We start from the raw sequence: 12,863 nt of genomic DNA, 5'->3' as shown, positions 1-12,863 counted from the left end.
GTAATATAGGGCGGGTTATAACGCTCGACATACCGCTCATGCGATGGCGCGCATGTAATGGTCAGACCTGAAAAGGGGCGGGCGTGGCGGCCGGGCGGCCGGTCACGTACGGAGCGTTTGCGGCGACGATTGGGTGCGCTGCAGCGACGACGGCTGCGATGCCGGGCGGTAGTTCGGGTTGGCCTTCCAGCGCGCGCGGACGAACGGGCGCTCGTGGCCCGACAGTTGCAGCGCCACCTTGGTGACCCACCGATGCGACGGCACCGTGATGCCGTGCAACGCCACGGTGACGAGCGCGAGGCTCACGACGACCGCGGGCACCGACCAGCGGTGCGGCACCGCGCGCCACGAACCGGCGATGAACGCGAGCGCGGCGATCGCGCCGACGATACAGCCGGTGATCGATTCGGACGGCGAGTGCGCGTCGAGCGCGACGCGCGACACGCCGACCGCGACGCCGGCCGCGAGCCCGAGCGCGATGCCGGCGATCCTCACCGGCGTGCGCGTGCGGATCAGCGCCAGGAAAATCGCGACCGGATAGACCGACGTCGACAGCATCGCATGGCCGCTGAACCCCGTGAAATCCCACTTGCGGATGCCGATCCCCCAGCCGAGGAACGCGATCTTCGTGAGCGCGACCACGCCGATCGCGGCCGCGAGCACGCCGAGCCACGCGGCCGCGCGCTGCCACGAGTAGCCGAGCGCAAGCCAGACGGCGATCGTGATCGCGAGCGGCAAGGTCAGGCCGGCGCCGCCGAACGCGGTGATCATGATCCACAGGTGAGACGACAGGTCGAACATCGGGAAGGGGACGAACGAAGGCGGGGAAGATGCTTAAATCAACGCGCGAGCCGGAAAGAACGACTACAACGGATACAAGCGGCGAAACCCCAGTATAGCGCCGCGTGCGCATGAGCCCCGTTTTTTGCGCCGCGGGGAACTATCGGCATGCAGGAAAAATCCCAGAAACAATGTTATGGTGCATTGCACAAAGACGAGCGATGCATCCGCGGTGGTGCCCCTATTTTTCCTGACTGCGAGCCCGATCGATGACCAAAAGTCTGACCAAGGTGTGGCTGGGCGGCATGAAACGCATGCTGTCTCCCGACGCCAAGCGCGCGGCGCGCGATGCGCAGCGCATCACACGCGACGCGCTCGAGGCTGCGGCCTCTCCCGCCGTATCCGATCTGTCCCCGCCGCGCGAATCGCGCGTGCGACCGCGCGCGGCTGCGTGGGCGGCCGGCGAGTGGACGCGCGGCGAACATCCGATGGCACCCGCGCTCGGGCGCCTCGTCCAGCATCTCGCGTATGGTCTCTACGTGCCGTCCGGCCGCCGGCGCGGCGCGATGCCGCTCGTCGTGATGCTGCACGGCTGCCAGCAGTCCGTCGACGAGTTCGTGCAGGGCACGCGGATGAACCTGCTGGCCGACAAGCACGGCTTCGCGGTGCTGTATCCGGAGCAGTCGCTGCGCGCGCACGCACACGGCTGCTGGCACTGGTATGAAGACACCGACCGCGCAGGTCGCGGCGAGGCGAACGCGGTAGCGTCGCTCGTCGACGCGCTCGTCGACGAACACGGGTTCGACGCGTCGCGTGTCTATGTCGCGGGGCTGTCGGCCGGCGCGGGTCTCGCGGCGCTTCTTGCACTGCACCATCCCGACCGCTTCGCGGCGGTGGCGCTGCACTCGGGCCCGGCGCTCGGCGAGGCGAGTTCGGGCATCACGGCGATGGACGTGATGCGGCGCGGCGTGCGGCAGAATCCGGCCGCGGCCGTCGATGCGCTGGTCGATGTCGCCGCGTATCCGGGCATGCCCGCGCTGATCGTCCAGGGCGACGGCGATCATGTCGTCGCGCCGAAGAATGCCGATCAACTCACGGTGCAGTTCATGCGCCTGAACGGGCTCGCCGACAGCCGCGGCGCACTGCGCGGCGGCGAACGGGTCGAGACGCGCGAAGCAGGCGCGCAGATTACCGATGTCTGCCGCGACGGTGAGCCGGTCGTGCGGCTCTGCCATGTGAAAGGGCTCGACCATGCGTGGGCCGGCGGTGACGAAGCCGTGCCGTTTCACGCGGCGGTGGGCCCCGATGCAAGCGCGATGATCTGGGCCTTTTTCGAAGCCCAACGCCGCACTGTGGCGGCCGAACGACGCATCGTCTGATCGACGCTGGCCAAAGCCTAGGGTTTTCCCTATAATTCGGGAAAACCCTAGTCAAAGAACCTTTGGATTGCGAGATCAACCATGTACCTGCTGAGCCACCTCTTCCTGATGCTGACCAAGAACGCTGAAACGGCCTCGAAAGAGCGCGCCGAGGCGTATCTGGCTGATGCGACCGACATCTACGATCTCGAATTCCGTATGCGCAAGATCGACCGCGAAGCGGCGATGAACCGCCCGTATTCGTTCGGTTCGCGCTAAGCCGCGCAGGGCGGGCAATCAGGTCCGCCGTTCCGGCGAGTCACGCAGCAAAAAAGGGCGCGTGCGGCTACATGCCGCACGCGCCCTTTTTGTATTCCTGGCCTTGTGTCGCGTCAGACGACCGTCAGGCGCACCGGCACGTTGTTACGCGTCGCGTTCGAATACGGGCACACGTGGTGCGCCTTTTCGACCAGCGCCTGCGCGTCGGCCTTGTCGAACCCGGGCAGCGACACACGCAGCTCGACATCGAGCCCGAAGCCGCCTGCATCGTTCGGGCCGATACCCACTTCCGCCGTGACCTGCGTGTCGGCCGGCAGCGCCTTCTTGTCCTGGCCGGCGACGAATTTCATCGCGCTCAGGAAACAGGCCGAGTAACCTGCGGCAAACAGTTGCTCCGGATTCGTGCCTTCCGCGCCCGTGCCGCCGAGTTCGCGCGGCGCGGCCAGCTTCACTTCCAGCTTGTTGTCAGCGGATACCGCGCGGCCGTCGCGGCCACCCGTGCTCGTGGCGCTGGTCTTGTACAGAATGTTCATCGTGCAGCTCCTGTCGGGAAAAGGGAGGAAAAGCGGCCCGGTCGAACGGGATGTCGCCGGCCACGAGAAAAATATAGAACACAAATCATTAGTGTGCAAATGAAATTTTGAAGAAAAAGCCCGGCGGTCCCGGGCCGGTTCGCCGGGGCTCGCCTGTCAGCGTTCGTTGGCGCCCGACAGCGCGTCGCGCAACTGCTGGAGATCGGCGCGCAGCCTGACCAGGAACTCGGGGGATTGCTGCATCGCGCAGAACAGATCGGCGGGTACCGAGCGCGCGCGGTCCTTCAGTGCACGGCCTTCCGGCGTCACGCGCACGTTCACGACCCGTTCGTCGGCCGCGCTGCGCACGCGTTCGACATAGCCGAGCGCTTCCAGCCGCTTCAGCAGTGGCGTGACCGTGGCCGGGTCGAGGTCGAGCCGCGCGGCGATGTCCTTCACGGCGATGTCGTCGCGTTCCCACAGCACGAGCATCGCGAGATATTGGGGATAGGTCAGCGACAGCTTGTCGAGCAGCGGCTTGTACGCCTTCGTCATCGCGTGCGAAGTCGAGTAGAGCGCGAAGCAGAGTTGCTCGTCGAGCGTCTGGGGCAGCGGGGGCAGGCGGTCCATGATTCGGAAGGCGCGGTGAACGCGCGAACAATTTGTACGCAAATTATTTTGCGCGCAAAAGATCGGGATGAACAGGGGGCAGCCGGCGCGGGGCGGTGGCCGTTGGAGGCGCGGGAAGGGAGGAGGCGCCGGGAGGCAACCCGGCGCGGAAACGGCAGGCCGGCGACGCGCGCCGGCCGGAGAGACTTCAGCGGCCCGACGTGGTCGTCGTCGCGCCCGGCTCCTGTACGCCGAAGCAGCCGCGATAGGTCGCGTAGAACGAGCAATACAGCATCGTGACGATGATGATCGTCACCGGCATCATGATCGTCAGCGCATAGGCGCCGGCACCGAGCGCCTGCAGCAGCAGCGACAGCGCGAGCGACGTGCCGAGCGCGACGCCGAACCACAGCACGCCGTACACGACGAATGCGCCGCGATTGCGCCAGCAACTGACGACGCTGAAGAACAGCGCCTTGGCGGGCGGGACGTCATGCCACGCGACCAGCACCGGCGCGAACCAGAACAGCATCGCGACCGGCAGGTACAGCAGCGTCGCAAAGAACAGCGCACCGAGCGTGCCTTGCGCGGCGAGCGCTTCCGGCGTCGTGCTGGCTTCGTCCGCCGCGCCCATCATCACGTGGAACAGCGCACCGCCGTCCACGAACGACGAAGCGGCGAACACGAGCACCATCGAGGCGACGTAGATCACGCCGAGCACGAGCAGCCGCTGGGTCGCGACGGTGCCGTACGAGCGGAAGCCGTCGACGAGGATCGTCGGCATCACGGGCTTGCCGGCCACCGTGTCGCGGCACGCGGCCATGAAGCCGACCGCGACGCCGGGAATGAATACCAGCGGCAGCGCGGAGCCGATCACGGGCACCATCGATATCAGCGTGATCGCCAGCAGGTACGTGAAGAACAGCGTGATGAACGCGAGCGGGTTCCGGCGGAACAGCCAGACGCCTTGACGGAACCAGACATAGCCCGTTTTGGCGGGCACTTCGATCAGTTGCATGCGGTTTGGATCTCGGGAAGCGCGGGCGTATGCGCGATACGCTCGCGCAGGATGCGTTCGAAATGGCCGGGGTCGTGCGGCTTGAGCATCTCGGCCGCGCGCGGCAGGTAGAAGTCGTACAGGCGCGACACCCAGAAGCGGTACGCGCCCGCGCGCAGCATGTCGCTCCAGTGGCGGCGCTCCTCGGCCGTGAACGGCCGCACGGTCTGGTACGCGCGCAGCAGCGCGTCGGCGCGCGCGACGTCGAGCACGCCGGTCGCGAGGTCGACGCACCAGTCGTTGACCGTGACCGCGACGTCGAACAGCCACTTGTCGCAGCCTGCGAAATAGAAGTCGAAGAAGCCGCCGAGCCGCACGTCGTGGCCGGTGCCGGGCGCCGCGTGCGCGAACAGCACGTTGTCGCGGAACAGGTCGCAATGGCACGGCCCGGCCGGCAGCGCCGCGTAGTCGTCCGACGCGAAGAAGCTGGCCTGGTGCGCGAGCTCGCCTTCCAGCAGCGCGCGCTGCTCATCCGTGATGAACGGCGCGATCGCCGGCACGTTCTCCTGCCACCACGGCAGGCTGCGCAGGTTCGGCTGGTGGCGCGGATAGTCGCGGCCGGCGAGGTGCAGGCGCGCGAGCATCTGCCCGACTTCGATGCAGTGTTCAACCCCCGGCGCGAGTTCAGCCGAGCCGTCGAGCTTCGTGACGATCGCGGCCGGCTTGCCGTGCAGCATGCCGAACAGCGCGCCGTCGTCGCGCGGGATCGGATCCGGCACCGGCACGCCATGACCGGCCAGATGGCGCATCAGGTCGAGGTAGAACGGCAGTTGTTCTGCCGTGAGCTTTTCGAAGATCGTGAGGACGTACTCGCCGCGCGTCGTCGTCAGGAAGAAATTGCTGTTTTCGATACCGGACGGAATGCCGCGGAACGCAAGCACGTCGCCCAGTTCGTAGTGGCGCATCCATTGCGCGAGATCGGAGTCGGAAACAGCAGTGAAAACGGCCATGCGGGATGCGTCAGGTCAGGGTGTCGGCACGCGGACGGCGTGCGGCGCGACAACAGGTGAAGGGAAGGTGGCGCGCGGCGTTCGGTGCGGCGCGCCCCGGAATCAGTAGCGCAGGTTCAGCGACGGCAGGCGCGTGATCGGGATGCCCGCGTCGTGCGGCTTCGGCGACGTGTCGGGCGTCGAGCTCATCTGGTAGCGCGTGCCGAAGTTCGACTTCACGTCGATTTCGACCGGTTTGCCACGATCGCGGTACTCGGTGACTTCGGTGCCGTTCTTGCTCTTTTCGTGGAAGCTCGGCGTGCGGCGGATGTCGGCGAAGTCGACTTTCGACGTGACTTCGGCGCCCGGCCGGTTGATCTTGCGGAGATCGGGCAGGCCGGCGGCCTCGTTGGCCTCGGCCCGTGCCTGCGCGTCGGCGTCAGGCGTGCCGCCGGCGGCGTAAGCGGCGCTGGCGGCGGCAAACGCGGCGGCAGCGACGACGAGAATGAGCGGCTTCATGATGAGTCTCCAGTGAACCCATCGATTTTAGCAAATACTGCGCCCCTTCCGGCCCTCGCGTGCGCAGGGGCGGCCATAAGCGTGACCGGGTTCCGTGGTAATGTCGTCAGATCAGACGAGGTGATGAAAATGAAGAACGATTTGAGCCGCCGGCACCGAGCGCTGACGCCCGAAAGCCCGTCGGTCGAGGCTTTCGACGATCCGATCGCCGCCGTCGCGCGGCTGTCCGCCATTTACGACACGAACACGGGCTTCCTGCGCGATGCCTTTGCGCGCTATCGCCGTCACGAACCGATTACCGAGCACGTCCGCGCGTGCTACCCGTTCGTACGGATCCGCACCGACGTCAACACGCACGTCGATTCGCGCCGCTCGTACGGTTTCGTCGCCGGCCCCGGCGTATTCGAGACGACGGTCACGCGCCCCGATCTCTTCGCGAACTACTATCGCGAGCAACTGCGCCTGCTCGCGAAGAACCACCATGTGAAGATCGAGATCGGCGTGTCGTCGCAGCCGATTCCGATCCATTTCGCGTTTCCGGAAGGCATCCATCTCGAGGGCGAGCTCGACCGCGATCGTCTGCTCGCGATGCGCGACATCTTCGATACGCCCGACCTGTCGTATCTCGACGACCGCATCGTCAACGGCACGTTCGAGCCGGCGCCGGGCGAGCCGCATCCGCTGGCGCTGTTCACCGCCGCGCGTGTCGACTTCTCGCTGCACCGGCTGCGCCACTACACGGCCACGTCGCCCACGCATTTCCAGAACTACGTGCTCTATACGAACTACCAGTTCTACATCGACGAGTTCGTGAAGCTGGGCCGCACGGTGATGACGGAGAGCGACGATCCCGAGGTGCGTGCGTACCGCAGCCAGTACAGTTCGTTCGTCGAGCCGGGCGATGTCGTCACCTACAACGCGAACCTCGGCAGCGAGCCGGCCGAGGGCAACGCGCCGCCGCGCCTGCCGCAGATGCCCGCGTATCACCTGAAGCGCGCCGACGGCAGCGGGATCACGATGGTCAACATCGGCGTCGGCCCGTCGAACGCGAAGACGATTACCGATCACATCGCGGTGCTGCGTCCGCACGCGTGGGTGATGCTCGGTCACTGCGCGGGTCTGCGCAACACGCAGCGTCTCGGCGACTACGTGCTCGCACACGGCTACGTGCGCGAGGATCACGTGCTCGATGCCGATCTGCCGCTGTGGGTGCCGATTCCGGCGCTCGCCGAAGTGCAGCTCGCGCTCGAACGCGGGGTGGCCGACGTGACCCGGCTGGAGGGGGCTGAACTGAAGCGCGTGATGCGCACGGGTACGGTCGCGAGCGTCGACAACCGCAACTGGGAGTTGCGCGACCATCGCGAACCGGTGCAGCGGCTGTCGCAAAGCCGTGCGGTTGCGCTCGACATGGAAAGCGCGACGATCGCCGCGAATGGCTTCCGCTTCCGCGTGCCGTACGGCACGCTGCTGTGCGTATCGGACAAGCCGCTGCACGGCGAGCTCAAGTTGCCGGGCATGGCCGACACGTTCTATCGCGGGCAGGTCGACCAGCATCTGCAGATCGGCGTGAAAGCGATGGAGATCCTGCGCACGAACGGGCTCGACAAGCTCCATAGCCGGAAGCTGCGGAGTTTTGCGGAAGTGGCGTTCCAGTAACGCGCACGGCTTGCGGGGATTTTGATGTCCTGCCGGCTTCACGGCGGCAGGCGCGAGCCTGTGTCACCCCGCGCCGTGTCACCCGTCTGGTCGCCTGGGCACTCGTCGTGGCCGCATCACGGCCTTCGTACTAGCACGTGACCATTTTCTCCAATTTGGAAGTTGTCCTATAGGTTGTCCTTGTCATCGGGAATATGCTTTCCTGCGTGGCGTTATCCGACGCCCGCACGAAGGAACGGCGAATAGTCGATCCAATTGATACCTATCATATTGAGAGCAGACATACCCGATGAAAATCAAAATCCTGCTGGCTTCCCTGATGCTCACCGCATCTCTGTCGGCAATGGCCCAAGCGGTGATCGGCCCATCCAAGCCGCCTTGCAAACCGGTCGCGGTAATCGGCCCGTCCAATCCTTGCAAACCGGTCGCGGTGGTCGGCCCTACTGCCCGACCGTGTTGGTGTAAGTGATGAAACAGGCGTGCCCACCCTTGGGTGCGCCTCGTCCGCGGGTTGGATAGCGACAGAGAAGGGAGCGCGTCAATGGCGCGAGGGAGCGACCTCTACTGCGCAAACCCGATCGAGACACCTGTCGCCTCGAGATTTCATCGTTCATCAGCCACCGCATTTTTCTCGTCATTGTGATCGCTACGGTCTCCGTTCTGAGCGGCGCCATGAAGGCGTGTCCGGCACGGAGGATCGATTGAAGGCGGTGACGGTATTCGTCTGCGTCGCCGTCGGCGGCATCAGCTGGGTGCGTTGAACTGCATGTGCTCCAGTGGCGCGGGCTGCACGTTCCGTTGTCTTCGCGCAGCGCATGCCTTCAACCGGGCCAGTTCCCCGCATCGCCGTTACCACTGCACCGGTTCAACCGTTCGATTGAACGCGACCTCGAGCAACGCGTTTTCAGCATCGTCGAGCGTCAGATCGAGCGCCGCGAGCGCATCGCCCAAGTGGTGCGGCTTCGACAACCCGACGATCGGCGCGGTGATGCCTGGCCGGTTCAGCACCCATGCCAGCGCGATCCGCGCAGGCGCCACCCCGCGCGCCTGCGCCACCTGCCTGACCGCATCGACGGTCGCCGCGACCGCGTCGCGCCCGTCGTACCAGGACACCATCTGCTGGTCGGTTGCGGCCCGCGTCGTCGACGCATCACGCGAGCCGGCCAGCAGCCCGCGGCCGAGCGGGGACCACGGAGTGTAGGCAATCCCTTCTTCCACGCAAAGCGGCAGCATGTCGCGCTCGTCGTCGCGGCAGATCAGGCTGTACTGGCTCTGCATCGACACGAATCGGGCGAGTCCGTGATGCCGCTGAAACGCGAGCATCTTCATGAATTGCCACGCATGCATCGACGACGCGCCGAGGTAGCGGACCTTGCCGCTCCTCACGAGGGTATCGAGCGCATCGAGCGTTTCTTCGATCGGCGTGTCCGGATCGAACCGGTGGATCACGTAGAGATCGACGTAATCCGTCCCGAGGCGCTGCAGCGACGCATCGATGCTGGTGAGCAGATGCTTGCGCGACAGCCCGCGCGCATTCGGCCCGTCGCCGGTTGGAAAGAACGCCTTGGTTGCAATCACCACGTCGTCGCGCGTCGCGAAATCGCGCAGCGCGCGCCCGAGAATGCGCTCGCTCTCGCCGCCCGAGTAGATGTCGGCCGTGTCGAAGAAATTCACCCCCGCATCGAGTGCCGTGCGGATGAAAGGGCGGGCTGCCTCCTCGGTCGCGACCCAGGGGCGCCATGACGGATCGCCGTAGGTCATGCAGCCCAGGCACAGCTTCGATACCTTCAGCCCGGACCTTCCCAGTCTCACGTATTCCATCGGTTCTTCCTCCGTGGCAGCGCCGGTCAGCGCATGCCGCCGATCGTGTAGCCGCCGTCGACCAGGAGCGATTCGCCCGTCACGAAGCGCGCTTCGTCGCTGCAAAGCCAGACGACCGCGTCGGCCACGTCTTCGGGCGTGCCGATCCGCCGGGCGGGCGTGAATGCGGCGAACGGGCGGAACATCTCGTCGTCGCCGAAACGGCGCGCCATCGGCGTATCGATGATGCCGGGGTTCACGTTGTTGATCCGGATGCCGTGCGGGCCGCCTTCGAGCGCGACCGCGCGAACCAGCGCATCGAGCGCGCCCTTGCTGGCCGAATAGGTCGATGAGCCGGCAAGCGCGCCTTTCGCGAGCCACGACGACGTATTGACGATCGCACCGCCGCCGTGCGCGAGCATCGCCTCCATTTCGTACTTGATCGACAGCCACGTACCCTTGAGATTGGTGGCGATCACCGTGTCGAAGTCGGCCTCGGTCTGTTCCACGATCGGCGCGAACGTGCCTTCCGTACCCGCATTGTTGAATGCCGCATGCAATGCGCCGTAGCGTCCGATCGTTGTGTCGACGAGCGCGCGCACGCCATCGGCGGAGGCGACGTCGATGGTTATCGCGAAGGCTTCGCCGCCGCGCTCGGTAATCGCGCGGACGGTCTCGTCGAGCGGCGCCGCGCGCCGTCCGGCAACGACGACGCGGGCGCCTTCACGCGCGAATGCGAGCGCGGCCGCCCGGCCGATGCCGGTGCCGCCGCCGGTGACGAGCGCGACGCGTCCGTCGAGCCGGGGCCGCGTCGCGGCGGAAGAGATTGACAGGCTCCGTGAATCGGACATGACGAGTTGCTCCAGGTGAAGGGAAACGAGCCGGCCGGCTGGCCGGCGCAGGGTCGAGGTGCTTAGTCCTGGCGGTCGGGCACCGTCAGGGGCGCGCCAGGCGTACCGGCGTAGAACACGATCAGTTCGGCGCGCTCGTCGCCGGTCTCGCCGCGATGGGCGCCGTCGACCATTTCCGGCACCACGTCGCCGGGGCCGAGCGCCAGCCGCTTGCCGTCGCTGCGGCGCACGGCGGTGAGGTGGCCCGACAGCACGTAGCCGATGTTGATCGACGGATGTGTATGCCACGGCAATACCGCGTGCGGCGGAATCGTGTAGCGTACGACCGTGATCTCCGGTTGTCCTGACGGATAGGCCCGATACCGCGAACCGTCCCACGCGCGCGTGGTTTGCAGCAGCACCGTTTCGGCCACGCGGCTGCCCGCGTCCGTTTCCTGTGCCGTCACTCGCGGCGAACCAGCGACGATCAATGCGGCCGCGACGGCGGCTCGCGAAACGGCTGAAAATGAAAGTGTGTTCATGGCGGCAGGCCGTTTCGGCCCGGGTATCGAAGACAGCGCCATTGTGCGAAGCCGGGTGCCGCGCGAATAGCATCCGACCGGTTGAAACCGATTCAACCGGTCGGACAGGCGTTGCGATGCCGTGGATGATTGCCCGGGCGTTCCGGGCTTGACGGGAGTTGCGAATGGATCGGTTGAAGGCGCTGACGGTATTCGTCCGTATCGCGGCCGCGGGCGGCATCAGCGCGGGCGCCCGCGAGATGGGCATGACGCCGCAAGCGGCCAGCAAGCAGGTCGCTGCACTGGAAACGCTGTTGAACGTGCGGTTGCTCCAGCGCTCGACACGCGGGATCGTGCTGACGCTCGAAGGCGAACGTCTGCTTGCACAGTGTCGCGGTGCTGTCGGGGAACTGGAGAGCGCGCTGCGCATGCTCGACGACGATCAGGCGCACGCGACCGGCACGATTCGTGTTGCGGCGCCGTATTCGCTGGCCCGGCGCTTTCTCGCGCCGCTGCTCGGCGAATTCTGCGACCGTCAGCCGGGTGTCACGGCCGAACTGATCGTCAGCGACGACATGGCCGACATCGTCGAACAGCGGATCGACATCGCGGTGCGGACCGGCAATCTGCCCGATAGCGGGCTCGTTGCACGGCGCATCGCCGATCTGCAATTGATCGTCTGCGCGGCGCCTGCGTATCTGCGTCGCCACGGCGAGCCGCAGACGATCGACGCGCTGCGCGATCATCGTTGCACCGCGTTCCTGTATCCGCGCACGGGCAAGCCGTTTCCGTGGGAATTCCTGGTTGATGGTCGTGTCGATGCACGGCAGATCGACCCGTTCATCGCGACCAACGACATCGATGCCGAACTCGACACGGTGCTGAGCGGCGCCGCGATCGGTCAGTTCTTCGGCTATTCGGTCCACGCGCACATTCGCGAGGGGCGTCTCGTGCCGCTGCTGACCCGGCACGTGACCTGCCGTTACGGCCTGCACCTGTGCATGCCGCAGCGCATGCACCTGCCGCGGAGGAGCCGTTTGCTGATGGATTTCCTCGCTGCCCGGCTTGGCGCGCATCCGGATCTGGCACCGCTTTCGTTTGCGGACGCGCCGGCATGACGCGCGCCTGATCGCGGACGCGCCACCGGGCGGCTGCGCGTCGTTGCTCCGCGCGCGTTTCTTCAGGCGTCCCGGCAGGCAATGACAGCCGTCACGGCCACGATCGGCGCGTTCGTCGGGACGTGCGACGTCGTCACGTACAACGCGAACCCGGGCGGCCGGCCGGGCAAGGGCGCCGCGCGGTTGTGCGCGCTGCAGATGCCTGCATTGCATGACGCCGGGTTCGGGTGCCGGGAGCCGGCACGCGCTCGCCGAGCATCAATACGCGGGTTCGGCGATGCGAACGTGCGACGGGCCTTGATGCGTCTCGCGCATCGCGGCGAGCGCGGCTTCGAGCATCGTGATCGCATCCGTGCGCCGCTTGACCGCCAGCCGCTGTTCCCCGAGCGCCCGCATCGGCGCGCCGCCGAAATAGTCCATGATGTCCGGCAGGCGGCGCACGACGCCGCGGCTGCCCCAGCGGCCGTCGTCGATTTCCGATGGAAAGACCCACACGCGCGTCGCAATGGCGTCGACCGGCACGCCTTCCGCGCGAGCCACGGCGGCGGTCACGTCCGCAATCAGCCCGGCACGCGCGGCGTCCGTGTACTGGCCTTCCGGCACGGTCGGCACGATCCGGTAGATCGGCGCAGGCGCGACAGCCCCGGCGCGATACACGGCCGCCGGCCGATGGACGAAGATCCAGGTCACGTCGCGCACGCGCGGATTGTCGGGATCGAGTCCCTCGTGGCGGATCAGCGTGTCCGTCAGTTCTTCCATCAGCTGTGCTTCGGCATGCGGTGCGAGCGCACCTTCGGGAATGTATACGTCGATCATCGGCATGATGGTGTCCTGGTTCGGTGGAGAGGGTGTCGCTCCGAGGCGGGGCGACGTGAATCCAGTGTACGAACCTCAT

15 protein-coding genes are annotated in these 12,863 nt (G+C 66.4%); 5 read left to right on the top strand and 10 right to left on the bottom strand.

Going from position 1 to position 12,863, the window contains the following annotated elements; all coding sequences use genetic code 11:
- Nucleotides 1-102: 102 nt before the first annotated feature.
- Nucleotides 103-801: a phosphatase PAP2 family protein gene (locus LGN19_RS08990; RefSeq protein ID WP_122949150.1), complete on the bottom strand. Its 699-nt coding sequence runs from the start codon at nucleotides 799-801 to the stop codon at nucleotides 103-105.
- A gap of 248 nt (nucleotides 802-1,049) precedes the next feature.
- Between LGN19_RS08990 and LGN19_RS08985 the strand changes: the two genes are divergently transcribed.
- Together LGN19_RS08985 and LGN19_RS08980 are read left to right on the top strand one after the other, a co-directional pair.
- The gene (locus LGN19_RS08985) at nucleotides 1,050-2,159 is read left to right on the top strand and encodes a PHB depolymerase family esterase (RefSeq protein ID WP_226214076.1); all 1,110 of its coding nucleotides are present in this window, start codon (nucleotides 1,050-1,052) and stop codon (nucleotides 2,157-2,159) included.
- 81 nt (nucleotides 2,160-2,240) lie between these two features.
- Nucleotides 2,241-2,417 carry a DUF3563 family protein gene (locus LGN19_RS08980; RefSeq protein ID WP_080741415.1) on the top strand — a complete coding sequence of 59 codons (177 nt, stop codon included), beginning with the start codon at nucleotides 2,241-2,243 and terminating at the stop codon, nucleotides 2,415-2,417.
- A 113-nt stretch (nucleotides 2,418-2,530) separates the two neighbouring features.
- On the opposite strand, the gene LGN19_RS08975 is transcribed toward LGN19_RS08980, so the two are convergent.
- The 5 genes from LGN19_RS08975 to LGN19_RS08955 all read right to left on the bottom strand — a co-directional run bounded on the left by LGN19_RS08975 (nucleotide 2,531) and on the right by LGN19_RS08955 (nucleotide 6,043).
- On the bottom strand, nucleotides 2,531-2,950 hold the full coding sequence (locus LGN19_RS08975) for an organic hydroperoxide resistance protein (protein ID WP_011355825.1): 420 nt from the start codon (nucleotides 2,948-2,950) through the stop codon (nucleotides 2,531-2,533).
- 156 nt (nucleotides 2,951-3,106) lie between these two features.
- Nucleotides 3,107-3,559 carry a MarR family winged helix-turn-helix transcriptional regulator gene (locus LGN19_RS08970; RefSeq protein WP_226214074.1) on the bottom strand — a complete coding sequence of 151 codons (453 nt, stop codon included), beginning with the start codon at nucleotides 3,557-3,559 and terminating at the stop codon, nucleotides 3,107-3,109.
- A gap of 187 nt (nucleotides 3,560-3,746) precedes the next feature.
- Nucleotides 3,747-4,556 (bottom strand): BPSS1780 family membrane protein, encoded by an 810-nt coding sequence (locus tag LGN19_RS08965; RefSeq protein ID WP_122949154.1) that lies wholly within the window; start codon nucleotides 4,554-4,556, stop codon nucleotides 3,747-3,749.
- Nucleotides 4,547-5,545: a homoserine kinase gene (locus tag LGN19_RS08960; RefSeq protein ID WP_226214072.1), complete on the bottom strand. Its 999-nt coding sequence runs from the start codon at nucleotides 5,543-5,545 to the stop codon at nucleotides 4,547-4,549. Before LGN19_RS08960 ends, LGN19_RS08965 begins: the two co-directional genes overlap by 10 nt.
- A 102-nt stretch (nucleotides 5,546-5,647) precedes the next feature.
- Nucleotides 5,648-6,043 (bottom strand): hypothetical protein, encoded by a 396-nt coding sequence (locus LGN19_RS08955; protein ID WP_021160838.1) that lies wholly within the window; start codon nucleotides 6,041-6,043, stop codon nucleotides 5,648-5,650.
- Nucleotides 6,044-6,172: 129 nt separating this feature from the next.
- Here LGN19_RS08955 and LGN19_RS08950 point away from each other — a divergent pair, with 129 nt between their 5' ends.
- Complete coding sequence (locus LGN19_RS08950; protein WP_226214071.1) at nucleotides 6,173-7,699, top strand: AMP nucleosidase; 1,527 nt, start codon at nucleotides 6,173-6,175, stop codon at nucleotides 7,697-7,699.
- Nucleotides 7,700-7,988: 289 nt separating this feature from the next.
- Complete coding sequence (locus tag LGN19_RS08945; protein ID WP_226214070.1) at nucleotides 7,989-8,168, top strand: hypothetical protein; 180 nt, start codon at nucleotides 7,989-7,991, stop codon at nucleotides 8,166-8,168.
- A 380-nt stretch (nucleotides 8,169-8,548) separates the two neighbouring features.
- Here LGN19_RS08945 and LGN19_RS08940 read toward each other — a convergent pair whose 3' ends face one another.
- From LGN19_RS08940 to LGN19_RS08930, 3 genes are all read right to left on the bottom strand, one after another.
- Nucleotides 8,549-9,520 (bottom strand): aldo/keto reductase, encoded by a 972-nt coding sequence (locus tag LGN19_RS08940; protein ID WP_226214069.1) that lies wholly within the window; start codon nucleotides 9,518-9,520, stop codon nucleotides 8,549-8,551.
- A 26-nt stretch (nucleotides 9,521-9,546) separates the two neighbouring features.
- Nucleotides 9,547-10,350 (bottom strand): SDR family NAD(P)-dependent oxidoreductase, encoded by an 804-nt coding sequence (locus tag LGN19_RS08935; RefSeq protein ID WP_226214067.1) that lies wholly within the window; start codon nucleotides 10,348-10,350, stop codon nucleotides 9,547-9,549.
- Nucleotides 10,351-10,412: 62 nt separating this feature from the next.
- On the bottom strand, nucleotides 10,413-10,796 hold the full coding sequence (locus tag LGN19_RS08930; RefSeq protein WP_226214066.1) for a cupin domain-containing protein: 384 nt from the start codon (nucleotides 10,794-10,796) through the stop codon (nucleotides 10,413-10,415).
- A 239-nt stretch (nucleotides 10,797-11,035) separates the two neighbouring features.
- On the opposite strand from LGN19_RS08930, the gene LGN19_RS08925 reads away from it, so the two are divergent.
- A complete protein-coding gene (locus LGN19_RS08925) occupies nucleotides 11,036-11,968 on the top strand; it encodes a LysR family transcriptional regulator (RefSeq protein ID WP_226214064.1) in 933 nt (310 codons plus the stop codon).
- A gap of 258 nt (nucleotides 11,969-12,226) precedes the next feature.
- On the opposite strand, the gene LGN19_RS08920 is transcribed toward LGN19_RS08925, so the two are convergent.
- On the bottom strand, nucleotides 12,227-12,790 hold the full coding sequence (locus LGN19_RS08920) for a tautomerase family protein (protein ID WP_122949162.1): 564 nt from the start codon (nucleotides 12,788-12,790) through the stop codon (nucleotides 12,227-12,229).
- Between the last annotated feature and the right edge of the window lie 73 nt (nucleotides 12,791-12,863).

The organism is Burkholderia sp. AU30198, assembly GCF_020419825.1.
Lineage (GTDB): Bacteria > Pseudomonadota > Gammaproteobacteria > Burkholderiales > Burkholderiaceae > Burkholderia.
The sequence above is the reverse complement of the archived record's forward strand: the minus strand, read 5'-3'. Positions and strand labels throughout refer to the sequence as shown.